Source organism: Candidatus Thiodiazotropha sp. AKIB8 (assembly GCF_058244675.1).
Genome location: NZ_JBSYOO010000051.1, coordinates 97,190 through 122,874 on the forward strand (window position 1 = coordinate 97,190; position 25,685 = coordinate 122,874).

A 25,685-nucleotide genomic window follows, 5' to 3' on the forward strand; every position below is an offset into this window, starting at 1 on the left:
TTTGAGAGAGGTCGATTTGGAGGGTGAGCCTGACGGCTATTTCCAGTATATTGTGCCCCCTATGAATATCCTTCTGAGTAACGACGATGGCTACCAGGCACCTGGGTTGGTGATGCTGGCCAAACAGCTATCCACAGTTGGGGAGATTGTGGTGGTTGCGCCTGATCAGGACCGCAGCGGCGCAAGTAACTCTCTGACCTTGGTCAATCCGCTTCGTGTACAGACCATGGAGAATGGTTTTATCCGTGTCGACGGGACACCTACCGATTGCGTCCATTTGGCCATTACCGGCTTGCTTGAGCAGGAGCCGGATCTGGTTGTATCGGGCATAAATGCAGGGCCCAACATGGGGGATGATGTGCTCTACTCAGGTACTGTTGCTGCGGCGACTGAAGGACGATTCCTGGGATTGCCGGCGATAGCCATTTCAATGAATTCACACAATCCCAGCTATTTTGAAACCGGCGCACGGGTAGCTGAAACCCTGGTCAGAAAACTGCTTAGTGAGCCACTGAATGAGAATGTGATTTTGAATGTGAATGTACCCGATATTCCCCACTCAGAGATTCGGGGTATCGTCTCTACCAGGCTTGGACATCGGCACAAAGCAGAGCCGGTGATAAAGAGTCAGGATCCCAGGGGTCGAACAATCTATTGGGTCGGGCCAGCAGGTGCAGAGCAGGATGCAGGGCCTGGAACCGACTTTCATGCAGTGCGTCAGGATTATGTTTCAGTGACACCATTACAGGTGGATCTCACCCGGCATAGTGTGCTGGAAAAGGTTGATGAGTGGCTCAATCAATGAATATTCGTCGAGAGCACCAGGGAATCGGCATGACTTCCCAACGGACTCGGGAGCGGCTTGTGCAAAGATTGCGCAGTAAGGGGATTCGTAATACGGCTGTATTGGAGGCAGTGCGCAATATGCCGCGACATCTTTTCGTGGATGAAGCGCTGGCCAGTCGGGCATATGAAGAGACGGCGCTCCCCATCGGCCATGGTCAGACTATTTCGCAACCCTATACCGTTGCCCGGATGACAGAAGCCTTATTACAGGGTGGGCCACTCGAAACGGTGCTGGAAGTTGGTACAGGGTCCGGTTATCAATGTGCAATCCTGGCACAACTGGTTCGGCGTGTTCATAGTGTTGAGAGAATATCAGCCTTACTTGAGCAGGCCCGCATCAGATTTCGGGAACTTGGTATAAGAAATATCCGTCTCAAACACAGCGATGGCGGGATTGGTCTTCCGGAATACTCTCCATATGATGGAATAATCGTAACGGCCGCAGCTGAAGTATTGCCTCAGAGTCTGCTTGAACAGCTGGCTGTTGGGGGGCGTTTGATCATTCCAGTTAAAAGCAACCAGGGACAAGTAATGATTCGGATAATCCGTACAAAGGATGGTTTTCAGAAGCAAGAGTTGGAATCAGCAAATTTTGTACCTCTGGTCGGAGGAATGATCTAGTGCGTCTCTTCTCAGCGCTCTATGCCCGGGCCATGGTGTGGTCCAGGCATCCCAATGCACCTCGCTATCTTGCTGGATTAAGCTTTGCCGAATCCTCTTTTTTTCCGATACCACCGGATGTGATGCTGGCGCCAATGAGTATGGCTGAGCCATCCAGAGCCTGGTTTTTTGCAGGGTTGACTACCCTGGCATCTGTCATTGGCGGTGTGTTTGGTTACTTTATCGGCGTTTTTGCTTTCGATTTCGTTGAACCACTACTCCAGGATTGGGGTTATTGGGAGGGCTATCTCGCCGCAAAGGATTGGTTTGGGCGTTGGGGGATCTGGGCAGTTTTACTCGCTGGGTTTTCACCTATCCCCTACAAGATATTTACCATTACAGCCGGGGTTGTTGCTATGGCGCTGGTGCCCTTTCTCATCGCATCCAGTATCGGTAGAGGCGCGCGCTTTTTCCTGGTAGCTGCACTGATGGCCTGGGGAGGTGCGCGGATGGAGAGGGCGCTGCATCGCTATGTAGATCGACTGGGCTGGATTATGGTAGTGGCGTTTGTTTTATTGTTCATTTTTTTGAAATGACAGAGTCATCCTGAATGGGTAGGGTATTGAGGCTGATAGTCTGTCTTGCGACAAACTTTTAGGTTGCTTATGCAAAGCAGATTCGGATTGATTGATCTGATCTTTCCATTCCACGCGCTGATCTTCAGTTTGCTGATGCTTCTTATTGGCTGCTCTTCCAGTGGTAGCGCGCCAGTTTACAGTCGGGGCATCAATACCCATCCGCAAGACCGGTCAGCAGCCTTAAGCACTAAAAAACAATCAATGCCTCAGCGGCATAGGTCTTCCCGGACTTACTATCTGGTGCAGCCTGGGGATACACTTTACTCCATCTCCTGGCGCTACTATCTGGAGCATGAGCAGCTGGCGGCATGGAATGGGATTAGAGCCCCTAAGTATGCAATCTATCCTGGACAGCGCTTGCGTTTAAAGCCGCCGGAAACACGATCTGCAAAGAGACCAAAACAACCAGCTACCAAACCGGTGGTAAAAGTTACTAAAAGCAAGAAGCCCGCACTCCCTGGTAAAAAAACACCGCCAAAGCAGCCGCAAAAAACAGAAACTAAGAGCAAACCGGCGCCTGCCAGGAAAACTGTAGTCACACATCGGAAAAATAGGGTCAAGTTAGACTGGTCCTGGCCGACCATGGGGAGAGTGACACAAACTTTTTCAAATTCAGATCAGAATAGAAAAGGAGTCTGGATCAGTGGGCGACTGGGTCAGCCGATTAAAGCGGCTGAGTCAGGAAGAGTAGTCTATGCAGGCGGTGGCTTGGTGGGTTATGGGAACCTTGTAATCGTCAAACATGACCAGAACTACCTCAGTGCCTATGGGTACAATCGAAAACTGCTGGTAAAAGAGGGTGATAAAATCGCCAAAGGCGATATAGTGGCACACATGGGTTCACCAAACAGCGGAGGACAACCCGTGTTGCACTTCGAGATTCGAAAACAGGGGAAGCCGATAAATCCTCTGCCGCTGTTACCAAGAAAATAGATAACTATACAGGTGGACTTGCTTAGCGTTTGAACTGGGTACGACGGTGCAAGTTAATAGCGCAGAAGGCATGATTTGACCGATGGAGATGAGAGATGAGCAATAGTCCTGAAGAATCGGACGAACCTGAGAGCGGTAGCGATACTGTTCTGGAAGATGTTGATACTGATATCGTCCTACCTGAAGAGGAGGATGAGACCGAGGCTGTTGTTGAGAAACCTGATGTCCCTGCACCTATTAAAGCCAAGAGCGCTGAAGCCAGTGATGCTCAGATGGATGCAACCCGGCTCTATCTCAATGAGATCGGTATCTCCAAGCTGCTAACAGCTGAGGAGGAGGTCTATTTCGCCAGACTGGCTCAAAAAGGGGATCAAGCTGCCAGGCAACGAATGATCGAGAGTAATTTACGCCTGGTGGTTAAGATTGCCAGACGTTACATGAACCGTGGTCTGGCGCTTCTGGATCTTATTGAAGAGGGAAATCTAGGCCTGATCAGAGCGGTAGAGAAGTTCGATCCGGAACGTGGCTTTCGTTTCTCCACCTATGCAACATGGTGGATTCGCCAGACGATCGAAAGAGCCATAATGAATCAGACCAGAACCATTCGACTGCCGATTCATGTGGTTAAGGAGATCAACGTCTATCTCAGGGCTGCCCGCAAACTTGCCCAAACCCTGGATCACGAACCGAGTTCAGAAGAGATAGCTGATCTGCTGGATCGTCCAATTGACGAAGTAAAACGCATGCTTGGGTTGAATGAGCGTGTCACTTCAGTGGATACCCCATTCGGTAAGGATGCTGACAAGCCTTTACTCGACACCATCGCAGATGAAAAGAATCTGGATCCCACAGTGGATATCCAGAATGATGGTCTGAATGCCAATTTAGACCGTTGGTTGAGCAAATTGAATGATAAGCAGAGAGAGGTGGTAGAGCGCCGATTCGGTCTTCATGGCTATGAGAATTCCACCCTGGAACAGGTTGCCAACGAGTTGGGAGTTACTCGGGAGCGGGTCAGGCAGATACAGATGGATGCTTTGCGCCGCTTAAGGGATATTCTCGAGCGGGATGGTTTTTCCGTTGAGTCTATATTCAAGTAGAAGCAATGGTTCAGTCATGCTGCGAACCTGCTGGAGCGGATGACAAAACTGCCCTGGAGGTTGCCTGTCGTGATTGTGGCCTCGATCCACTCTGTGAAGTGCTTGGTTACGGCAAGCACGAGCTTTGTCAAACCGAAGCAATACTCATGCGCCGCCAGCCGATTCAGCGCGGTGCACTACTGTTTCGACCTGGCCAACCCTTTTTCGCACTATTTGCAATCAAATCCGGAGCATTCAAAGCGGTAAGTGTGGATCTCTCAGGCAGGGAGAGAGTGGTTGGCTTTTTCCTGCCTGGGGACTTGATTGGTACGGAAGGGATTGCCAATCACGCCTACTCATATGCTGTGAGGGCATTGGAAGAGAGTAGCGTCTGTAAATTAGAGGTGAATCGTCTACTCCATTTCGGTCAAGATACGGAAAAGCTTCAAGCTGCACTGATTCGCATGCTGGGTCAGGAGGTTGTTGTGAATCATCTGGTGACAACCTCATTGATTCAACAGAATGCAGAGCAACGCATAGCTGCTTTTATACTGAGCCTGTCTAAGCGCTCCGGGCTACGGGGTATGCCTCAATATCAGCTTCCATTGAGCATGTCGCGAAGTGATATTGCCAGTTATCTTGGATTAGCGAGAGAAACTGTGAGTCGTGTATTGACCAAGTTTCAGAATTTCGGATTGATAGGCTTGAGAAAACATATGCTAAGGGTTCTCAATCCAGAGGAGTTGGAGAAGGTCACAACCTTACGTTGAAAATACCCAACTCTATATATTTTTGACGATACTCTTCCGCCGTTTAAATTATTAGAAGCAGATTGAATGCGCCCATCAATAAAATGTTTTATTGAGAGTGATTATCAATAAATAAATCCGACTGTTTTGCTCTGTCTTTTTTATTCCAATTACTTTTTAAACTTCTTTGTCAGCAACTGTTGTTGCAGGTTTCAGCTCTGTCTAGGTAAATTTGTTTAATTCCGTTTTCTTTGATCTGAGTCAATTTCTAGGATATGCCCATATTATTTTAATTAAACAATAGGTTACGTGAGATGCGTCTTGCCGACTTATAGGCTTTTTCGTATTGACATCTGATCCAATTAAGAGTGATATATGTCACGCTGCAATTGTGTCATTTCACACAGTTGTATTTTTGGGACATTCCCAAAAATGTTGTCTTTTAAGTTTCGTTCAATTATTTGTTTAAGGGGGGTACATGGACGCCGCAGCCGAGCAAAAATACAACTTTGATGTTGTGCGCTGGTTTACCGTCATGGCCGTTGTCTACCTTGTAGTAGGCGCATTAGTGGGTGTGATAATCGCATCCCAATTGGCATGGCCGATTTTGAATTTTGATATTCCATACATAACTTTTGGTCGTCTTCGTCCGCTTCATACCAATGCTGTAATTTTTGCATTTGGTGGATGTGCGTTGATGGCGACATCGTACTATAGTGTCCAGCGAACCTGCGGCGTGAGACTCTGGAGTGACAAGCTTGCTTGGTTTGTCTTCTTTGGTTGGAATCTGATTATCGTTTCTGCGGTGGTTACACTTCCTCTTGGTCTTACTTCTGGTAAAGAATATGCTGAACTGGAGTGGCCAATAGATCTGGCGATTGCTGTCGTCTGGCTGGCTTACTCTTTCAACTTCATCATGACGCTCGCTACCAGAAAGTCATCCCACATCTATGTATCCAACTGGTTCTTCCTGGGTATGATGGTGATGATCACCTACTTGCACGTTGTCAATAGTTTGGCTGTTCCTGTTGATCTGTTTAAATCATACTCAGTCTTCGCCGGTGTCCAAGACGCGATGGTTCAATGGTGGTGGGGCCACAATGCTGTAGGTTTCTACCTGACAGCTGGCTTCCTGGGTATCATGTACTACTTCGTACCTAAGCAGGCTGGACGTCCCGTCTACTCCTATCGTCTATCAGTTATCCACTTCTGGGCTCTGATGTTCGGTTATGTATGGCTTGGTGCTCATCATCTGCAATACACCGCACTGCCAGATTGGACTGGTTCACTGGGTGCTGCTGTATCTCTGGCGATGATTATCCCATCCTGGGGTGGCGCGGTTAACGGTATGATGACCCTCTCAGGTGCTTGGGACAAACTACGTACCGACTACATCCTGCGTTTCATGATCATGTCTCTGGCCTTCTACGCCATGTCCACCTTTGAAGGTCCGGTCATGTCACTGAAGACTGTTAACGCCCTCTCTCACTACACTGACTGGACAGTTGGTCATGTGCACTCTGGTGCGCTGGGTTGGGTTGCCATGGTTGCTATCGGTGCTATCTACCATATGATGATGCGTACCTTCCATACCGAAATGTGGTCCATGAAGCTGATCAATGCTCACTTCTGGACAGCAACCATCGGTGCGGTCGTCTACGTCGTAGCCATGTGGGTATCCGGCATCATGCAAGGTCTGATGTGGCGTGCTTACGATGAGTACGGAACTCTGGCCTACACTTTCGCGGAATCTGTTGAAGCGATGCATCCCTACTACGCAATGCGTGCAGTAGGCGGCATGATCTTCTTGCTCGGTGCCGTGCTGATGCTGATCAATGTCATCATGACAGTCGTGAAAGCGTCCAGCGAAGGTAGTCTGCAACAAGCCCGCACCGCTGCGGCTACAGCTTAATCTAAGGGGGTTTCGCAAAATGGCGAATGATAACCAATCTGTAAGCTTTCAGGAGAAGATGGAGAAAAACATCTGGCTTCTCCTGATTATTCTGGCCTTGGCCCTCTCTGTAGGTGGCTTGGTGGAAATCGTCCCACTCTTCACTATGAAGAACACGTTCGAGCATAACACTGCTCCTGAGCTGATCTGGCAACGTCAAGCAGGACAGACCCTGCAGGACCATAAACCAGGTGATGGCATGCGTCCATATACTGCTTTGGAACTGGCTGGTCGTGACATCTACCAAAGGGAAGGCTGCTACACCTGCCACTCTCAGATGGTACGTCCTTTCCGTGATGAGAAGGAACGTTATGGTCACTACTCTCTGGCTTCGGAGTCTATGTACGATCATCCTTTCCAGTGGGGTTCCAAACGTACCGGTCCTGACTTTGCTCGTCTCGGCGGTAAGTACTCTGACGACTGGCACCGCAAGCATCTACGTGCACCGCGTTCGGTTGTTCCTGAGTCCGTTATGCCTAACTACCCTTGGCTGGCTGAAAATACAGTTGAAGGCAAGGATATGGCAAGACGCTTTCAAGTCATGCAACTCATTGGTGTTCCTTACACCGAAGAGGATATTGCCAGCGCTAATGCTGAGTTGGCAGGCAAGACTGAGGAAGATGCAATGGTCGCCTATTTACAGGTTTTAGGCACCATGGCGGCTCTAGACGAGAACAAGGTCTACCGTCAGTAATAGTTATGAAAGAGTACTTTCAAACTAATTGGGAGGCTATGACCACCAACGACTGGATCGGAATGATCATGACGGTGGTCACCTTCTTACTAATGGTAGTCGTATATTTCTACGCGCTACGTCCAAAAAATCGGGAAAAGCTGGAGAAGAACCGCTTTATTCCAATGGACGATGATGCAATTGATAGCGGAGACAAAAATGGCGGACAATAATCCTTTTCCGGGTGAGAACAATACCGGACATATATGGGACGATAACCTCCGGGAGCTTAGTAACCCGCCACCACGGTGGTGGATGATTGCCTTCTGGGCTTCTGTGATCTGGTGGATAGCCTACGGTGTGCTCTATCCAATGTGGCCTGTAGGTCAAGAGCCTACACAGGGTGTCATGGGTTGGAGTCAGATGGATGAGTATAAGGCTGGTGTAGACGAGGTCGAAGCAGTTCGAGCCGAGTTCGAAACCCAGATCAAGGGCATGTCGGCAAAAGAGATTCTGGCGACACCTGCTCTGACTCAATACACCATAGCTTCTGCGAAGGTGCTGTTTGGTGACAACTGTGCGGCATGTCATGGCGGTGGTGGACAAGGTGGCCCAGGCTACCCAGTGTTGGCTGACGATGATTGGCTTTACGGCGGTGCCATCGAGACTATTCAACAGACCATCACTATGGGTCGCAAGGGGATCATGACCGCTCACGGCAAGATCCTCTCCGATGCTGAAGTTGATAGTTTGGCTGAAGCCATCATGGCAGGTAATCCAACCTCTGATGCAAATTTCACTCAGAAAGGTTGTATCGCTTGTCACGGCATGGACGGTAAGGGTATGGCTGTACTCGGTTCAGCAAACCTGACTGATGGTATCTATCGTTTTATGCCAGCTGAAGGTGAGACCTTGAAAGATAGCATCAAATACACCATTGCATATGGCGTGAATGATGCCACTGAGCCAAAAACTCGTAATGCTGAGATGCCGGCTTTTGGTGGTCGCTTATCTGAAGATGACATCAAAAAGATTGCTGTATATGTTCACCGTTTCGGTGGTGGTCAATAAACAGCCTTCTGGTAGAAGCATTTTTTCATCATTGCCGTGTGAGAAGGGAGCTCTTGCACGGTTATAAAATAAGGGGATTGCTATGAACGGAGACGCAGTATTTTGGGGTTCCATTATTAGCGTGGTGATTTGCGTTGTAATCATTGTCTACTTGGGCTTTAAGGTTAATAAGCTGATTAAAAGTGATGCTGAAAAACACAACAGCTAAGCTGACAAGCGATTATTAGAGAAGGGGGGGTTAATACTCCCCCTTTTCTATTTCTGAAACAAATTGTGATTTTTGTGCTGATATATTCTATTTAACTCTATGAATTATGGGGGATTCAGCACTGCTTTCATGCTGCTTCTTCATAAGCATTGAAAAACTGCTTATCCTGCTTCGATAGGGCTATTCTTAAACATCTTCCAGAAAATCAGTGTACTATTCTGCGTCTGTTTATCTGTTTTTAGAACTCGGTTAAGCCTGTAAAATGGCAACTTTCTGTCGTTTAATTGGCCTTAATGTATTGATAAATCGCATTGGCTAGTAAGCAACGTGACCTATATCATGGTTTTCTAAATTACCCCCACTGATTCAGAGGAGTTGAGCAATTGAGCGCAAGTGAGACGACCGCATCCAAGCAAAATGTTGTGGATGATCTATACGCTGAATCGGCACATTGGAATCTGAATACAGGTGAAGAGACTATACATGCCAAGCGCATGGGTGGTTATTGGCGCAATATTAAATGGTTAGCCGCCTCTTTCTGGATTATCTTTTTTGTCGGTCCTTATGCTCAATGGGGAGATCGTCAAGCTATCCTTTTTGATATTCCGAACCGTCAGTTCCATATCCTGGGTGTAACTATTCTTCCTCAGGATTTCTGGATGCTGTCGCTGACACTGCTTTTTTTCGCCTTGCTATTGGCTGTGGCCACCGCACTTGCCGGGCGTGTTTATTGTGGCTTCTTCTGCTTTCAAACTGTCTGGACAGATGTTTTTACCTGGCTGGAGGAGAAACTGGAAGGCTCGCCAATAAAACGTCGCAAGCTTGAAAAAGCGCCAATGAGTGCCACCAAAGTCAGAATCAAAGTAACTAAGCACTTGGTCTGGCTACTGATTTCCGCACTAACCGGCGTAAGCTTCGTTGCCTGGTTTTATGATGTTTTTGACCTGTGGCGTGATATTTTTACTCTGCAGGCTAGTTCAGTTGCCTATGGCACCATTGCACTGTTCACAGCAGGGACCTATGTCCTGGCAGGATATATGCGCGAGCAGGCCTGCTTCTGGCTCTGCCCCTATGCTCGAATTCAAGGGGTAATGATCGATAAGACCACCATGGTGCCCTCTTATGATTTTCATAGGGGTGAGCCAAGAGGTCGCATCAAAAAAGGAGAGGCTGAAGAGGATAGAACCACAGGTGATTGCGTCGATTGCAAGCAGTGTATTGCGGTCTGCCCGACTGGCGTTGACATCCGTCATGGGCAGCAGGAGGGCTGTATCATGTGCTCCCTCTGTATCGATGCCTGTGATGAGGTCATGGAGAAGATCGGGCGGCCAAAGGGCTTAATTCGTTATGAGTCCTATGAATCACTGGAGGCACAGCAAAAACCGGTACCCTTGTACAAAAGGCCTCGTGTCTGGGTCTACACTGCAATAATGAGTCTGGCACTCGCAGGTATTGCGTATGGATTAACCTCTCTGGCGCCACTGGAGATCAAGGTAATACATGATCGGCAACCCCTGTTTGTATTGCAGAGTGATGGCAGTATTCAGAATAAATATACTGTAAAAATTCTCAATAAAATGACCCAGGATGTCCCGGTTACCCTCAGCGCTGAGGGGCCAGAAGGGTTGGTATTTGTGGATGAGGATGTTGTGACCAATGCGCGTCACGGTAAAGTCACTGCACGCACGGTCTTTGTGCGGGTTCCTCAAACCTTGCTAACCAAGGAGACCTTACCAATTACCTTCAAAGTTCAGGGCGAGTATGATGGTGAGGTGCTTGAAAACAAACGTGTGAGTGTTTTTATTGGCCCCCGGCGTTAGAGATTGATAAAATAAGGTCTATTCTTAGGGCGGACAGAGATGTCCGCCCTTTTCATTTTTAATGAAGTCGAAATAAGTTATCGCCATGACAGACAAAAAATCAGCTTGGAGAAGTCCCTGGGTCATTGCCTGGGTGGCAATGGTGGTCATCTTCTTTACCATGAATATGATCATGATTTACCTGGCAATCGATAACAATCCTGGTCTGGTTGTGGATGACTTCTATGAGCGTGGGCAGGATTATGAGAAGAACATGCTCAAGCGTAAGGCAAGGGATCCCCAGTGGAAAATGAAGGTTAAGCTGCCCTCGAAGATTGGGATAGGCGAACCTGTGCTCTGCCAATATAGTGTGACTGATAAAGAGGGTGAGCCAATTGACCGCGATGAAGTTACCTTCCACGCGTATCGCCCTTCTGATGCCGACCAGGATTTCTCCGTACCCATGCAGCGTGTTGGCCCTGGAATGTATGAGGCAACGGTCAGTTTCCCCCTCAAAGGCGCTTGGGATACGCTGGTCAGTATTCGCAATGGAGAGGACGAATACCAGGTGCCTAAAAGGATCGGTGTAGGCATCGATTGGGTGCCTTAGTCTGGGACGCTTGAGATGCAGGTCAGACCCATGTTCGAGATTGTGCCAAGGATACCTGTCATTCTGATGAGGTTGATGGTTTTCAGCTAAACCGGAAAGCGATTTTCACCTCTTTACAGGAGAATCCGTGTCACACGTAGACGCCTCTGAAGGCTGTTTCCATTGCCAGCTTCCCATTCCCCCGGAAGATGATGTTACCGGTGAAATCGAGGGTGAAACCCAACATTTCTGTTGTCTTGGTTGTAAAGCCGTATGCGAAGCGATCTATGATGCTGGATTGGAAGGTTTCTACCAGCGTACACCTGAAGGCGCTAATCTCGCTCCACCACCCGATATTCCCACAGAGTTGGCACTCTATGACCTGGATGATGTGCAGGCCGAGTTTGTAGGTGAACTGGCGGAGGAGAGGGATATTCATCTCCTGATTGAAGGGATACATTGCGCGGCTTGCGTCTGGTTGATCGAGCACACCTTGAACCCTGTACCAGGTATCGTCTCCGCCCAGGTCAATCTATCTGGAAAGCGTCTGCATGTTAAGTGGCATAACAGTGCAATCAGCTTATCGCAAATCATTCAACGTTTGGGACAGATTGGATATGCAGCAGTGCCATACGATCCTGAAGCTGCAGAGGGAACCCTGAAGAAACAGAATCGCCATCTACTCTATAGAATGGCTTTCGCCGCATTTGGCATGATGAATCTGATGTGGATCTCAATTGCACTCTATGCCGGTGCAAATCAAGGAGAGTTTCGAAGTCTGTTCCACTGGATTGGTTTTGCCCTGGCTACACCAGTACTCCTCTATTCAGGGTATCCCTTTTTCAGAGGTGCCTGGTCTGGGTTGCGCAATTTACATCTTGGTATGGATCTGCCGATCGCTATCGGTGCTTCAATCACCTATCTCTACTCGCTCTATATCACCCTCAGTGGCACTACAGTGGGTGAGGTTTACTACGATACAGTGGTCAATTTCCTTTTTGTCATTCTTGTTGGTCGCTATCTTGAGGCAATGTCGAAACGGCAAGCTGTGGCGGCCACCCAGCGTCTGCTCGATCTTCAACCCCGAGTCGCGACACGTCTGGAACCAGGCGGTGCTGAAGAGGTGGTACCCATTCGAGCCATTACCCTCGGCGAGCGGGTATTGATTAAGCCTGGTGAGCGTGTGCCTGTAGATGGGGTTGTCGTAGAGGGTCTGACGACTATCGATGAGGCGATGCTTACTGGAGAGTCACTGGCGATCAATAAAACAGTTGGGGATCATGTATCTGCCGGCACGATTAATGGACATGGTGCATTACAGGTGGAAGTGACCGGATTATTGAAAAATACGGCCCTTGGCCGGATTATCAGTCTGGTTGAAGAGGCTCAGAGCTCGAAAGCACCCATCCAGTGTCTCGCTGATCAGATTGTTCCCTGGTTTGTTGCTGTAACATTAGCCTTGGCGACATTAACCTTTCTATATTGGTTCAATAGTGATTTTGAAGTAGCGCTATTGGCTGCGACGTCGGTATTAATTATCACCTGTCCCTGTGCATTTGGTTTAGCAACCCCTATGTCGATTGCTGTGGCCTCTGGTCTAGGTGCCAAATATGGCATTCTTGTCAAGAATGGCGAGGTATTGGAGACACTCTCAACTATCAATCATGTGATTTTCGATAAGACAGGAACCCTGACAGAGGGTGGCCTTTCAGTGGTTGCAGTATTTACCGATGATGAGCAGTGGAACGAAGGCGATGAACAGCCCCCAGACTCGGTTCGTGACCTGATGGCGAAACTGGCTCTGGTAGAGCGGCAATCAGAACACCCTACAGCTGATTCAGTGGTGAACTGGGTTGAGATGTTTGCCAAAGATCAAGCTGGATATGCTTGTCGTGATTTCAGGTCGATTCCTGGGCTTGGTGTGACTGCGCGGGTGGGTGAAGATCACTTTACGATTGGCAGTGCGGCATTGATGGAGAGAGAAGGTTATCGATCATCTGAACGCCTGAATATGTTTGAACATCAGCTGGATGAGCGGGGTATCGGCTGGTTTCGTGTAGCAGTGAATGGCAACGAGGTTGGGTTGGTCGCTGTAGAGGATAGGATCAGGCCCGATGCTAAAGATTTGATCGCTTCTCTAAAAGCTGAAGGGATGCAGTTGACCCTGCTTAGTGGTGACCGGCGTCAGTCAGCTGAAGCCATTGCTGAGCGACTTGGTGGTATGGATGTTATCGCTGAGGTGTTGCCGGAAGAGAAAGACCAGGTTATCAAACAGTTGCAATCAGAAGGGCAGCGTGTCGCCATGGTCGGTGATGGTGTGAATGATGCACCAGCTCTGGTTCGGGCCGATGTTGGCATCGCCATGGGTTCTGGTACCGATGTGTCGATTGCGAGTGCAGATATCGTGCTCATGAGCAGTGAGCTGGAGCGGGTTCGTCTAGCAATAGGACTCTCAAGGAGGGCACTGCTGACGATTCGACAAAATATAGGTATCTCAATCAGTTATAATATTGTCATGGTGCCATTGGCGATGGCTGCAGTAGTTACACCCTTGGTAGCGGCGATCTCGATGCCTTTGAGTTCTTTAGCTGTTATCGGCAATTCCGCACGTATCCGTACCTTGTTTAAAGGTGTTAAGATTAGTTGAAACTATCTCTGATGGAGTAAACGGATGGATGTAATTTATGGCTTGATTCCAGGGATGATCATATTAGGGCTTGCTGCAGTGGCCGTGCTCTTTTGGGCTGCCCGCAGTGGCCAGTTTGATGACCTGGAAGGGGAGGCCCATCGAATCCTGATGGATGATGATATCGCCCCGAAGCAGAAAAAAAAGGGTTTGCCGAAGCAGATGATGCCGGATGCAGAAGACCAGGAGTAACTCTGATCCCCTCTTTTTCAGCTAACCATTATTCATCTTTGCTTCATATTCGATATTACTGTTCTTGATCTGCTCCACTAAGTTGTCGATGCGATCCAGCGGCATATATTGGATGAGTTCTTTACCCTCAGGATTGACGCCGATAGTTATTCCTCGTTCAGGATAAATCCAGTGGGTTACCCCGGTTTCAGTTTCAGTGATCTTATCAGCAGGTTCACCGAAACGACTGCTGATCAATGATTCGTCCAGATTGGCGGCGGGTATATAGTTGATCATCTCAATTGGCAAATTTTCTGCCAGGATCATATCGTCGCTGTCCAAAACTATTTTATGGGTGGAGTCTGAGGTACGACTGATACGGGAACCCCTGTCTACCAATTTGTCCAGCAGAGCCTCATCAGCTTTTAGGCCGAGAATGAAGTCGGCTCTAAGACCACTTAAAAAGACCCGTTCAAAGTAGGCCTCCAGGGCTGGTTCTCCACTCTCATCAATGAATAGATTCAACTTTCCCTGATTCCGGAATATATCCCTCGCTTCGGGTAGTAAGCTTCTGTTGAGCGTTAAATCAAATACCTGAATCTCATTCTGTGGTGATATATGAATATCCCAGGGGAGCCTTGGGTTGGTGTCCACCTGTCGGCCACCGGGCAATAGTATAGCCAGGGCCACAGCGACCACAGATAGTGATACAACCCAAAAGATAATCTTTTTTTCCATTTAGAGTCAGTCCTGCTTGGTTACTTCTTGCACTGGTTGCTTATTGGGTCGACCAGCCTGTTCATAGATCTGGTCGACAACCATGCCTGATCACCCAGACGCCATTCTGACATTTCCAATCTAACAAGAGATAGCCTTGTAGAGACTGCTTTTAGATTGTGATCAGTTGTGGGGATGATTGCTGAGGCCCATCTTACCTGCTTTGAGCCTGTTCCATATAGTGGAATCTTATGCATATGGATTACTTCTCTCAGGTCAGGTAGTTTATGGGTACAAGCTGAGGTTTTTGCTAAAACTCTCTTGGCACCATATTCATAAAGTGAGGATTCTACAATGGGAAGTGGACTTTGGTTTATAACAATTCTCAAAGAGAACCCATGGATCGGGATTGTAGTGGGTATCTTATTGTTTTTAATGATGTTTATGATGAAGAAATGGTTGGTTAAAAAGATGATGGGTAGTGAAGAGGAGAGTTGATTAGCTAATTATTTTCTTCAGTATTTGGGCTTAAGTATTTGAACTTATTGTTGAAGGCCGTTGTTGTGGTATCTAAACCATCATGGGAAGATGCCTGCTATTGGTAACAGATTGGGTATTGACTATCGATGAAATTCGAAATCTCCGATGAGTTGGTCCAAAAGGCCAAATTCCCTCACGATATATTTCTGACAAATTTGATTGGTAACCATATTTTATGGTTCGTGGCTGCACTGGGACTCGTGCGTTCCTTTTGGCAGCCTATGGCCCTTGTGCCTGTTGTCTCCTTAGTGATGCTTGTCTATACGCTATGGAGAGCAAAGCAGTCGAAATCACGGGATGAATGGTATGTCTATGCACATTGGCAGATTGCCGCTGAGCGTAGCCGGTTGTTTATCTATATGTTGTTGGCTGTGTTAACGGTGTTTTTTCTGGGCTGGTTGGGATACGCCTACATGGGTATGCAGAAAGTGGCGGTTATGGCACTGATTGGTGGTATTGGACTGCTGCCAATCATGGTGACAGTGTTGATACTTATTCTGATGGAATCTGATGCCCTGCATCAGGCCGCCCAGGGGAAATTGAGCAAACGAATGGCTGAAAAATACCCCTATCCAGAGAATATCGTGGTGTTGGAAGATGAAATGGAGCAAACCGATGAGGCAGATGCTCCTTCTGCTTGATCAGGTACATTTTGGCAGCAGGGCTTCTTGATTGCGCTTCCCTGGTCGCTGGTACCCCTGACACTTCTTTAAATCGCAACTGGCAAGCTGAAATATCCCGCTTAATCCCTGATCATCAGCAAAGCCGCAGCCACCTGCCGGCCTTCAGACATCAGAATATTGTAGGTACGACAAGCAGCGTCTGTGGCCATAACCTCTAGACCCACTTGCTTTTCGATCAGCGGCAGAAGCAGCTCTTGCGATGGGAAATGCTGCTTCGAACCAGTACCAAGGACAATAATCTCTGGTGAAAATGCTGCAATGTGTATGAAATCTTCCACCTTCAACTCATCGAAACTGGTCGGGCGCCATTGGGGGATGATTCGATCGGGCATGAGTACCAGACTTTCGCGATATACATTCCCATTGATTGTGATCTCATTGACCGTGTAGTGTTGAATGGCGTAGCCACTATTGGCATCATCAAGTATGAATTTCATAACCCGACCTTACCTTAATCGGGCACTACAAAAAAGTGACGAAATTGAGTGGAAACGGCTAAAGGAACCTCTGAACAAGTCGTCTATAGAGATCCTGTTCGGCTCAGGCTTACTCAAAGGTTCCTTATCATAATATGAAATCGGGCGATAATTTCCGCCCTGAAAGTTGTCGTTGCTGATAATAATCTGGCTATTTACTCAGATTGGCCTGAATAGATGATTGTTTTTCGCTTACAATCCGCCATACCTGCATTTGTACTGGTTTCCTGAATTGATCTTTTATAGTGGGTCAGTTAACTTTGTACCCTTTGGCCTAATTGAAAAGACGAGGTATCCGTGTCCACGCAAGAGATGGAAGAGTTCCGCAGAATCAAGCGGTTGCCACCCTATGTGTTCGCTATTGTTAATGAACTCAAGGCGGCGGCGCGAGCGCGGGGCGAGGATATCATCGATTTTGGCATGGGTAACCCTGATCAACCGACGCCACAACATATCGTAGATAAGTTATGCGAGGTGGCGAATCGCAAGGATACGCACCGTTATTCCATGTCAAAAGGCATCCCCAGATTAAGACGGGCGATGAGTAACTGGTATAAGAACCGCTATCAGGTCGATCTGGATCCAGAGACCCAGGTTATTGCAACCATAGGCTCAAAAGAGGGTTTGGCTCATTTGGCTTTGGCCTGTATGGGGCCTGGGGATTCGGTACTTGTACCTAACCCGGCCTATCCAATACACCCCTACGGCTTCATCATCTCTGGCGCAGATGTGCGTCATGTGCCGATGGTTGCGGGGGGCAACTTTTTCGATGAGTTGGTCAAGTCGATTAAAGACTCCTGGCCTCGTCCTAAAATGTTGGTGCTCAACTTCCCTGGAAACCCGACAACCCAGTGTGTTGAGCTGGAGTTTTTTGAAAAGATAGTCGAAATCGCCAAGGAATATAATATTTGGGTGGTACATGATCTTGCTTATGCCGATATCGTCTTCGATGGTTATGTTGCCCCGTCGATTCTCCAGGTTCCTGGTGCTGATGAGATTGCGGTGGAGTTCTTTTCCCTTTCGAAAAGCTACAATATGCCCGGTTGGCGAGTCGGCTTCATGTCCGGCAATAAGACCCTGGTTGCAGCCCTTGCGCGGATAAAATCCTATCTTGATTATGGTACCTTTACGCCGATTCAGGTTGCGGCTATTGCGGCCCTGGAGGGTCCACAGGATGTTGTTCGGGATATCTGTGGCATGTATCAAAGCCGAAGGGATGTACTTTGCGAAGGGCTCAATAACATTGGCTGGTATGTCGAGAAGCCAAAGGCGACGATGTTTGTCTGGGCGCCAATTCCAGAGGCCTACCGTTCCATGGGTTCACTTGAGTTTTCCAAGAAACTTTTAAGCGAGGCCAAGGTTGCCGTATCACCTGGTGTTGGTTTTGGTGAACATGGTGATGATCATGTTCGATTTGGCCTGATTGAAAATGAGCATCGTACACGTCAAGCGGTACGAGGTATTCGTGACATGTTCCGTAAAGACGGACTGATCGAATCTTGAGACAATAAGAATTCTACTGTAGGAGTAATCACGTGAATCCAGTTAAAGTTGGTCTGTTGGGGCTTGGCACTGTAGGAGGCGGTACGCTCAATGTCCTGACTCGCAACGCAGATGAGATCGCCCGTCGTGCTGGACGAGGTATTCAGATTACCCATGCAGCCGCAAAGGCCTATGACCCCTCCCAATTGATTGGCCTTGAGCAGGTTGAAATCAGTGATGATGCTTTCGCCGTGGTGGATAACCCCGAGGTGGAGATCATCATTGAGTTGATCGGTGGCTATTCACCAGCACGTGAGCTGGTATTGAAAGCAATAGAAAACGGAAAGCATGTTGTCACAGCCAATAAAGCTCTGATTGCCATGCATGGTAATGAGATATTTGAAGCTGCCCAAAAGCATGGCGTTATGGTTGCGTTTGAAGCTGCTGTAGCTGGTGGAATCCCGATTATCAAAGCGGTTCGCGAAGGTCTGGCAGCCAATCGCATAGAGTGGATTGCCGGAATCATCAATGGCACAGGCAACTTTATTCTTACTGAGATGCGGGATAAAGGCAGAGAGTTTTCCGATGTGCTCAAAGAAGCGCAGGCACTGGGCTATGCTGAGGCCGATCCCACTTTTGATGTGGAGGGTATCGACGCGGCTCATAAATTGACTATTCTGGGCTCAATCGCTTTCGGTATTCCATTGCAGTTCGAAAAGACTTACACCGAAGGTATTACTAAGATTGAACCCCAGGATGTTGAATATGCGAATGATTTTGGTTATCGCATCAAACATCTTGGGATCACCCGCAAGACCGAGAGTGGTATAGAGATGCGCGTCCATCCCACCATGATTCCGCATCGCCGCCTGATTGCCAATGTGGATGGTGTAATGAATGCGGTCTTAGTCAATGGCGATGCAGTAGGTCCGACCCTCTATTATGGTGCGGGTGCAGGTTCTGAGCCGACTGCTTCTGCAGTGCTTGCCGATGTGGTGGATGTGGTGCGAGCCTTGACCACAGATTCTGAAAACAGAGTGCCACACTTGGCATTCCAGCCGGGTGAGCTTGTTGATCTGCCAATCCTACCCATAGAAGAGGTTGTGTCGGCCTACTACCTGAGAATGCAGGTAGAGGATAAACCGGGTGTGGTTGCCAGAATTGCAACTATCCTGGCTGATTCCCAGATCAGCATCGAGGCGATTCATCAGAAAGAACCTGCTGAAGGTGACAGTACTGTGCCTTTGGTGATGATGACCCAGCGAGTCGTCGAAAAGCGACTGAATGAAGCGTTGGCGGCTATCGAGCAATTGGGTAGCGTATCGGGACAGATCATGCGGATCAGGATCGAACGTCTTGATGGCTAAGTAGCCTGTCTGATATTGGATGCTCGAATCTGAGCTCTGAGAATCAGGCGTAGCATAGAATTATAGTTTCTGACCAGCAGGGGAGCAGGATTTCAAAGATTCTGGCTCCGTGACATTTAGAAAAAAGATTTTTGAGGTTAAATATCATGCCATTCCGTCCCAGATACACTGGATTGATCGACCGCTACCGTGACCGACTGCCTGTGCATGATGACACTCGGATCATCAGTCTGGGTGAGGGCAACACACCACTCATACGCCTGCATAATATTCCTGATCAGTTGGGTAAGGATGTGGAGATCTATGTTAAGTATGAAGGACTGAATCCAACGGGTTCCTTCAAGGATAGAGGGATGACCATGGCGGTCACCAAAGCGGTGGAAGAGGGCAGTAAGGCGATTATCTGTGCCTCAACAGGAAACACCTCTGCAGCTGCAGCTGCTTACGCCGCCAGGGCAGGCATCACAGCCTTTGTGTTGATCCCCGACGGCAAAATTGCCATGGGTAAAATGGCCCAGGCTATGATGTATGGCGCCATTACAATTCAGATCAGGGGTAACTTCGACGATGGAATGCAGCTTGTTAAAGATGTTGCAGAGCATGCGCCGGTTACTATCGTCAACTCGATCAATCCCTACCGGCTGCAGGGTCAGAAAACAGCAGCTTTCGAAATTGTTGAAGAGCTGGGTCATGCGCCTGACTTTCATTGTCTTCCAGTCGGTAATGCCGGCAATATAACAGCGCACTGGATCGGTTATTGCGAATATAGCTGTACCAGCGGGGAAAAGGTCACGGATGCCTGTGCATATTGTGGCGGTCAATGTAAATTTGCAGGCGGTGCCATTACCGGGAAGCGACCTAAAATGGTTGGCTATCAGGCAGCAGGTTCTGCACCATTTATGCGGGGTGGGCCGGTGAAGGATCCGGAGACTGTAGCCACTGCAATTCGTATCGGTAATCCTCAGTCGTGGGAACAGGCCTGGAAGGTACAGGATGAGTCAGGTGGATGGTTTGATGAGTGCTCTGATGAAGAGATACTCGCAGCTCAAAAACTGCTGGCAGAGAATGAAGGGGTTTTTTGCGAACCTGCGTCTGCGACATCCCTGGCAGGTGCTATGCGTGATGTAAAATCGGGCAAGATACCCGAAGGCTCCAGTATTGTCTGTACCCTTACCGGCAATGGTCTGAAGGATCCTGATACTGCGATTGAGCAGTCAACCTCTCCTGTCATAACCATTGATGCTGATCTTGATGCAGTCAAGCATTCGATATTTGATAACATGGTCTGAGCTTAGTTAGAACGAGGTGCCAGCTCCGGGCGAATGCCATAAAATGGGCAGACAAATAGACCTGTTGATACCAGGTTTGTTCTGGGATACAGCGATCAGGCAACTCAAAGATCGGGACTATCGGCCGAAAAATATTGAGCGTGCACTTAGTAAGGCAGGGTTATCACCTTTTCCTGGCCTGGATCTGACTGATACCCTTTTTCAGCTGTTTGGCATAACAGCTGAAGAGGGCCATGATTTACCGGCAGGAGCAGTGACCCTCCATGGAGGGCAGGCGGCGTCTGATGATGGTTGCTGGGCACTGGCAACCCCTGTTCATCTGCTGGCGGATAGAGATAGGTTGATATTGATTCGACTGGCTTCGCAATCCATTCAAGATGATTATGCAGAGCATTTGATCGCCCAATTTAATGCCCATTTCAAGGGTGATGGCATGCTCTTGAGCCAGGTCACACCAAGTCAGTGGTGTATGAAACTATCCAGAACGCCGGATATATCGACATCAAGTATGGAATCAGTGGCAGGTCGCCATATCGAAGCTTACCTGCCAGCCGGTGGAGATGCTGCAGTTTGGCGGAAGTTTCTAAATGAGACACAGATGCTCTTTTTTCAAGATGAAATGAGCCAGCAAAAAATGCTCTCCGGTGAACCTTATGTTAATGCAGTCTGGGTCTCTGGCATTGGAAGTTGCCCAACAGTGGTATCTAACTACACAGCTTTGTATGGTTCACACTCACTACTAGCCGGTTTTGCAAAGCTGGGTCAGATACCAAACTACGGTTTACCAGGGGATCTTTCAGAAATCCTGCGTCAGGATGGGCCTACCGCCATTTTGATATCAGAATTACTTGAGGCGGAGCTTGATGCTGATTTACTTGGCTGGGAAGAGGCATTGACTACAATTGATACGCGTCTTTCCAGGCTTTTTGAAATGGTTGATATCGGTAAAGATCGAGTCACGATATTCAGTTGTCAGGGGCAGAGCTATTCTGTTCGGAAGAGATATCCACTCATGGATCTGTTTAAAAGGGACAAGAGTCTATTTCAGTTAGTGAATGAATAGTCATCGATGAATTGCAAGCTTCACAGTGGATGTTGAAGTATTAACTAGAGATGTCAAAAAATATGACGACACGAGAGATGGCCGGTGATCATATTCTAACAGGAATAGTTCTGTTTTCCTGTCTGGTTATATTGACACTGGTTTACCATCAGACTGCAGTCAGTCTTTACCTGACCTGGACAGCTGAAAACAGTCTGCAGTCCCATGGTCTTTTGTTATTACCACTATCATCCTACCTGCTGTTTAGTGAGTGGTATTCGCGACGTCAAACTCTGGAAATTCGCTTCAGACCCCTTTTTCTTATTGCGCTGCTGATTCTCTCTGTGATTTGGTTGATGTCTGAGATTGCTCAGGTACAAGTGGCATCTCAAATTCTACTGATATTGGTATTGTGCATCACTGTTTTTGCCCTGTTCGGTATTCGTGAATCGAAAACACTGGCATTTCCCATTCTCATACTACTAAGTGCAACATCGGTGTGGTCGGTTCTCTCGCAGCCGCTTCAACAACCCACTGCCATATTGGTCAATCAGTTACTACATTTGACGGGATATACCTCATTTCAGGAATCGTACTTCATTACTATCCCGGAGGGGATATTTGAAGTAGGGGATACCTGCAGTGGATTGCGTTACCAGATTGCAGCAATAACCCTGGCTCTTATATATGCATTCTTTTCCCAATATTCATTAGCTATCAGTTTACTGTATGTCTTGATGGCATCGCTGATTGCTTTTATATCGAATAGCATTAGAATTTTTATTGTCGTACTCTCTGGTCACTACACCAATATGACGCACAGTTTACTGGAAGACCATATTTGGCTGGGTTGGGTTGTATTTGTAATCTGCTACGCCAGTTTTATGTACGCCACAGTTTTAGTTGAAAAAAGGGTGTTGCCTGAGACTGAAGATGAGCCTGGCAAGCAGACTGACGTGGGGGTTCGAACGGGCTCAGCTTCCTACAGTAAAATTTTAGTGATTTCAAGTGCATTGCTACTATGTGCGAGTATCGGTCCGCTATATAGTGCTATTACAGAAAAGAGCCTACAGCCACAGCTCACGAATAAGGTAATATTGAATTTCAAAGGATTGACGCATAATCCGATTGATGAGACTGGTAAATGGAGTCCAGCATGGGTAAATGCCGATTCTGAAACCCGCGCCAGTTATAGTATTCAGGGAAAAGGTATCGATTTTTACTCTGCCTACTACGCCTATCAAGAGCAAGGGAAAGAGGCGGTTAATGATCTCAATCGGGCCTATAATAGTGAGATATGGCAAGCGAAACATCGCTTGGATAGAGAGATAAATTTTGATAATCACCGCAAACTGATAGTCTTGGAAGAGGTGATTACCGACATAAAAGGTAATGAAAGGATAGTCTGGAGCTGGTATTACATTGGTGGCTATGTCTCTTCAAGTAAGCTGCAAAGTAAGTGGCATGGTATTCTCGCAGGATTGAAAGGTAAAAGTAATGCCGCAGTGATTGTCCTGTCGACGAAGAGAGAAGGGGATGGTGTTGCAGAACGGGCTGCTATGCAGGAATTTATCAATCAAACTATTAACGAGATAGAAAATCACTATTCTGAGCAGTGAAAGTAAAGATGGTTTTCTTACATAAGAGCATCGGTTGGGAATTATGAAAAACAATGACGCGAAAAGCTATAGAAAATAGTATGGCTATAGGAGATAAATTGATTAATGCGATCACCGTGGATGTAGAGGACTACTACCAGGTATCCGCATTTAATAAGCAAGTTCAAAAAGAGCAGTGGGAGAGTTTTGAGTCGCGCGTTTTTAACAATACTCACCGAATACTGAAAATTTTTGATGATAAGAAAATCAAAGGGACTTTTTTTGTGCTTGGCTGGGTTGCTGAGCGAAATCAGAAACTGATTAGAGAGATTCATGATCTTGGTCATGAAGTTGCATGTCACGGATACAGCCACGATCTGGTTTACAAGCAAACACCGGAACAGTTTTTAGAAGAGACCAGCAAATCAAAAAAGATTCTTGAAGATATTATTGGTACAAGCGTAAATGGCTATCGAGCAGCGAGCTACTCGATAACATCAAAATCCCTATGGGCCTTGGATATACTGGCTGAATGTGGGTTTACCTACGATTCGAGTATTTTCCCGATCATGCACGACCGTTATGGGATACCAGGGGCTGATACCAAGCCACACATCAGCCAAACCGATAAAGGGAATAAAATTGTAGAATTTCCATTGTCAACCGTAGGTGTTCTCAATCGCAGGTTTCCTGTCAGCGGAGGGGGGTACTTCAGATTATTTCCCTATTGGCTCTCTAAGGCTGGTCTGCGGCGGGTCAACAAACATGACAATGTACCCTTTATTTTCTATATGCATCCGTGGGAGATAGATGAGGGGCAGCCAAAAATTAAATCCAGCATGCTTTCTGAGTTCAGGCACTATAACAATATTGATAAGTTTGAAACGAGGCTGCTTAAATTAATTGATGACTTTGAATTTTCAACCGTCTCAGATGTTCTGCAACGTCTCGATTTTATTGTCTAGATGAGATTTGGCTGATATGAGCGAAACAAAGCCAATCATAATTCGGATATGGCAAGCTATTCAGAGAAGGATTCGTCATCAGCGAATCCTGTTTTTTGCAAGACGTAGCAGCAGTGCCGCAATATCGTCTGTTAAGCAGCTGGATAGGGTGCTTGTGCTTTGTTACGGGAATATCTATAGAAGTCCATTGGTTGAATACCTGTTGAGACGACAGTTAGCCGGTGAAAAAGTTGAGTTAAAATCTGCCGGTTTTCATGAAAAAGATGGTAGGAGCTGTGTAGAAGAGTATCTGGGTTTGCTCTCTAAACGAGGTTACGACTTGACTGCCCACCGGTCATCTAGAGTAACCCATGATGATATAGAATGGGCTGATGTGATCGTCATCATGGACCGCAAAAACTGGGATTTGATGAAACAGATGGATCAATCAGCAATACAAAAAATCATTTGGGTGGGTGGTTTTACCAACAATATGTCTGTAGAGGTCGTAGACCCGTATGGCTTAGGGGTGGAGGCAACTGAAAAAGTCATTTCACAGTTGGAAATAGGTGCAGGTGACATAGCCAATAAGATTGTTGAAAAGCGCTCATCCTTAAGTAGTCACATCAGGGTAGGTGGTAGTGCATGAAGATTAACAGTAATCACGTTGTCTTTATTGCAATAATTGCAAGCGTGCTATTGCTGGAAGTTGGCATTCGAATCTTTGAGAACAATTTATCAGGCAATCTGAACCATATAAACGAAATTCCAGACATAGTTGGGCAGTACAAAGAAGATCAACGACCGAAAATTCTCTTTCTCGGTAACTCGCTGATAAATGAGTCTGTGGACGTGAATCAACTCAGCAAAAGCTTATCTGATCAATATATGGTGGATAAGATAACACCTGACGCAACCTCATTATGGGATTGGAACATGATTATGAAGAATCAAGTTTTCGCCTCTGAGGTCAAGCTGGACTATCTGGTTATCGGCTTTGCATGGGGACTGTTATCGGATCAATACCAACCAAACCCGAGTCGCTTGGGTGGTTATTTTTCTGAGTTGAGTGATGGGATATTGCTTAAAAAGTACGGTATGGATTCTTTTGCGCAATTTTCTGAATTCCTGTTAGGTTCACTATCAAAACTTTTTGTAAATAGAGAAGCTGTAAGAAATAAAGTACTTGTCAATCTTGTCCCCCACTACGAACAATTTGTCAGAGCACAAAATCAAGCGGGTAGACCGGATGATGCGAATGGCGCTGAACAAAAACAGCATGGTTCTGATCAGTATCAGATTATAAAAAGCCTTCTCGATCGTCTTGATGAAGATGGTGTTAAGCTGATCATACTATCCATGCCTATTGAAGATGACTATTCTGTGCCATCGGAATTAACAGATCTGTTGAACTCTCGTGCATATAAATATATAGACTATCGAAAATATTTTAGGGGTACAGAAGGGGTCTATAAGGATGGAGTGCATCTGAATGGTAAGGGTAGAGCGTTGTTTACCGCTGAACTTAAGCAATACTTCAGTCAGGATATATGA

26 protein-coding genes are annotated in these 25,685 nt (G+C 47.2%); 24 read left to right on the forward strand and 2 right to left on the reverse strand.

From position 1 onward, the window contains the following. Window positions 1-61 precede the first annotated feature (61 nt). From surE to ccoS, 14 genes are all read left to right on the forward strand, one after another. Window positions 62-805 (forward strand): 5'/3'-nucleotidase SurE, encoded by a 744-nt coding sequence (surE, locus tag AC4IFB_RS18760; protein WP_490778824.1) that lies wholly within the window; start codon window positions 62-64, stop codon window positions 803-805. Between the two features lie 23 nt (window positions 806-828). Then, a complete protein-coding gene (locus AC4IFB_RS18765) occupies window positions 829-1,467 on the forward strand; it encodes a protein-L-isoaspartate(D-aspartate) O-methyltransferase (protein ID WP_490778914.1) in 639 nt (212 codons plus the stop codon). Then, window positions 1,467-2,042, forward strand: a complete 576-nt coding sequence (locus AC4IFB_RS18770; RefSeq protein ID WP_490780988.1) for a YqaA family protein — start codon at window positions 1,467-1,469, stop codon at window positions 2,040-2,042. The genes AC4IFB_RS18765 and AC4IFB_RS18770 overlap by 1 nt, the downstream gene beginning before the upstream one ends. Window positions 2,043-2,111: 69 nt before the next feature. Then, the gene (locus AC4IFB_RS18775) at window positions 2,112-3,017 is read left to right on the forward strand and encodes a peptidoglycan DD-metalloendopeptidase family protein (RefSeq protein WP_490780989.1); all 906 of its coding nucleotides are present in this window, start codon (window positions 2,112-2,114) and stop codon (window positions 3,015-3,017) included. A gap of 95 nt (window positions 3,018-3,112) precedes the next feature. Further along, a complete protein-coding gene (gene rpoS / locus AC4IFB_RS18780) occupies window positions 3,113-4,117 on the forward strand; it encodes an RNA polymerase sigma factor RpoS (protein ID WP_490778821.1) in 1,005 nt (334 codons plus the stop codon). A 5-nt stretch (window positions 4,118-4,122) separates the two neighbouring features. Next, window positions 4,123-4,866, forward strand: coding sequence for a helix-turn-helix domain-containing protein (locus tag AC4IFB_RS18785; protein WP_490778820.1), 744 nt, complete (start codon window positions 4,123-4,125; stop codon window positions 4,864-4,866). Between the two features lie 457 nt (window positions 4,867-5,323). Further along, window positions 5,324-6,757 carry a cytochrome-c oxidase, cbb3-type subunit I gene (gene ccoN, locus AC4IFB_RS18790; protein WP_490778819.1) on the forward strand — a complete coding sequence of 478 codons (1,434 nt, stop codon included), beginning with the start codon at window positions 5,324-5,326 and terminating at the stop codon, window positions 6,755-6,757. 19 nt (window positions 6,758-6,776) lie between these two features. Further along, window positions 6,777-7,490, forward strand: coding sequence for a cytochrome-c oxidase, cbb3-type subunit II (ccoO, locus tag AC4IFB_RS18795; RefSeq protein ID WP_490778818.1), 714 nt, complete (start codon window positions 6,777-6,779; stop codon window positions 7,488-7,490). 38 nt (window positions 7,491-7,528) lie between these two features. Beyond that, window positions 7,529-7,702 carry a cbb3-type cytochrome c oxidase subunit 3 gene (locus AC4IFB_RS18800; RefSeq protein WP_490778817.1) on the forward strand — a complete coding sequence of 58 codons (174 nt, stop codon included), beginning with the start codon at window positions 7,529-7,531 and terminating at the stop codon, window positions 7,700-7,702. Then, window positions 7,689-8,540, forward strand: a complete 852-nt coding sequence (ccoP, locus tag AC4IFB_RS18805; protein ID WP_490778816.1) for a cytochrome-c oxidase, cbb3-type subunit III — start codon at window positions 7,689-7,691, stop codon at window positions 8,538-8,540. Before AC4IFB_RS18800 ends, ccoP begins: the two co-directional genes overlap by 14 nt. Window positions 8,541-9,131: 591 nt before the next feature. Beyond that, on the forward strand, window positions 9,132-10,568 hold the full coding sequence (gene ccoG / locus AC4IFB_RS18810; RefSeq protein WP_490780990.1) for a cytochrome c oxidase accessory protein CcoG: 1,437 nt from the start codon (window positions 9,132-9,134) through the stop codon (window positions 10,566-10,568). 85 nt (window positions 10,569-10,653) lie between these two features. Continuing rightward, entirely contained in the window at window positions 10,654-11,157 is a 504-nt protein-coding gene (locus AC4IFB_RS18815; protein ID WP_490778814.1) for a FixH family protein, read from the forward strand. 127 nt (window positions 11,158-11,284) lie between these two features. After that, window positions 11,285-13,783 (forward strand): heavy metal translocating P-type ATPase, encoded by a 2,499-nt coding sequence (locus tag AC4IFB_RS18820; RefSeq protein ID WP_490778813.1) that lies wholly within the window; start codon window positions 11,285-11,287, stop codon window positions 13,781-13,783. Between the two features lie 24 nt (window positions 13,784-13,807). Then, on the forward strand, window positions 13,808-14,014 hold the full coding sequence (gene ccoS, locus AC4IFB_RS18825) for a cbb3-type cytochrome oxidase assembly protein CcoS (protein WP_490778812.1): 207 nt from the start codon (window positions 13,808-13,810) through the stop codon (window positions 14,012-14,014). A 21-nt stretch (window positions 14,015-14,035) separates the two neighbouring features. On the opposite strand, the gene AC4IFB_RS18830 is transcribed toward ccoS, so the two are convergent. After that, entirely contained in the window at window positions 14,036-14,731 is a 696-nt protein-coding gene (locus AC4IFB_RS18830; RefSeq protein ID WP_490778811.1) for a hypothetical protein, read from the reverse strand. Window positions 14,732-15,064: 333 nt separating this feature from the next. Here AC4IFB_RS18830 and AC4IFB_RS18835 point away from each other — a divergent pair, with 333 nt between their 5' ends. Further along, a complete protein-coding gene (locus tag AC4IFB_RS18835) occupies window positions 15,065-15,208 on the forward strand; it encodes a hypothetical protein (protein WP_490778810.1) in 144 nt (47 codons plus the stop codon). Window positions 15,209-15,336: 128 nt separating this feature from the next. After that, entirely contained in the window at window positions 15,337-15,891 is a 555-nt protein-coding gene (locus tag AC4IFB_RS18840; protein WP_490778809.1) for a hypothetical protein, read from the forward strand. Window positions 15,892-15,992: 101 nt separating this feature from the next. On the opposite strand, the gene AC4IFB_RS18845 is transcribed toward AC4IFB_RS18840, so the two are convergent. Then, window positions 15,993-16,370: an Mth938-like domain-containing protein gene (locus tag AC4IFB_RS18845; RefSeq protein WP_490778808.1), complete on the reverse strand. Its 378-nt coding sequence runs from the start codon at window positions 16,368-16,370 to the stop codon at window positions 15,993-15,995. A gap of 351 nt (window positions 16,371-16,721) precedes the next feature. Here AC4IFB_RS18845 and alaC point away from each other — a divergent pair, with 351 nt between their 5' ends. From alaC to AC4IFB_RS18885, 8 genes are all read left to right on the forward strand, one after another. Further along, entirely contained in the window at window positions 16,722-17,912 is a 1,191-nt protein-coding gene (alaC, locus tag AC4IFB_RS18850; protein WP_490781037.1) for an alanine transaminase, read from the forward strand. A 32-nt stretch (window positions 17,913-17,944) separates the two neighbouring features. Next, window positions 17,945-19,258, forward strand: a complete 1,314-nt coding sequence (locus tag AC4IFB_RS18855) for a homoserine dehydrogenase (RefSeq protein ID WP_490778807.1) — start codon at window positions 17,945-17,947, stop codon at window positions 19,256-19,258. A 146-nt stretch (window positions 19,259-19,404) separates the two neighbouring features. Then, on the forward strand, window positions 19,405-20,547 hold the full coding sequence (gene thrC, locus AC4IFB_RS18860) for a threonine synthase (RefSeq protein WP_490778806.1): 1,143 nt from the start codon (window positions 19,405-19,407) through the stop codon (window positions 20,545-20,547). A gap of 43 nt (window positions 20,548-20,590) precedes the next feature. Beyond that, window positions 20,591-21,610 carry a hypothetical protein gene (locus AC4IFB_RS18865; protein WP_490780991.1) on the forward strand — a complete coding sequence of 340 codons (1,020 nt, stop codon included), beginning with the start codon at window positions 20,591-20,593 and terminating at the stop codon, window positions 21,608-21,610. 62 nt (window positions 21,611-21,672) lie between these two features. Next, window positions 21,673-23,208 (forward strand): exosortase C-terminal domain/associated protein EpsI, encoded by a 1,536-nt coding sequence (locus AC4IFB_RS18870; RefSeq protein ID WP_490780992.1) that lies wholly within the window; start codon window positions 21,673-21,675, stop codon window positions 23,206-23,208. 53 nt (window positions 23,209-23,261) lie between these two features. Beyond that, on the forward strand, window positions 23,262-24,152 hold the full coding sequence (locus AC4IFB_RS18875; RefSeq protein WP_490778803.1) for an XrtA system polysaccharide deacetylase: 891 nt from the start codon (window positions 23,262-23,264) through the stop codon (window positions 24,150-24,152). Window positions 24,153-24,168: 16 nt separating this feature from the next. Next, window positions 24,169-24,780 carry an arsenate reductase/protein-tyrosine-phosphatase family protein gene (locus AC4IFB_RS18880; RefSeq protein ID WP_490778802.1) on the forward strand — a complete coding sequence of 204 codons (612 nt, stop codon included), beginning with the start codon at window positions 24,169-24,171 and terminating at the stop codon, window positions 24,778-24,780. Beyond that, window positions 24,777-25,685 (forward strand): hypothetical protein, encoded by a 909-nt coding sequence (locus tag AC4IFB_RS18885; protein ID WP_490780993.1) that lies wholly within the window; start codon window positions 24,777-24,779, stop codon window positions 25,683-25,685. Before AC4IFB_RS18880 ends, AC4IFB_RS18885 begins: the two co-directional genes overlap by 4 nt.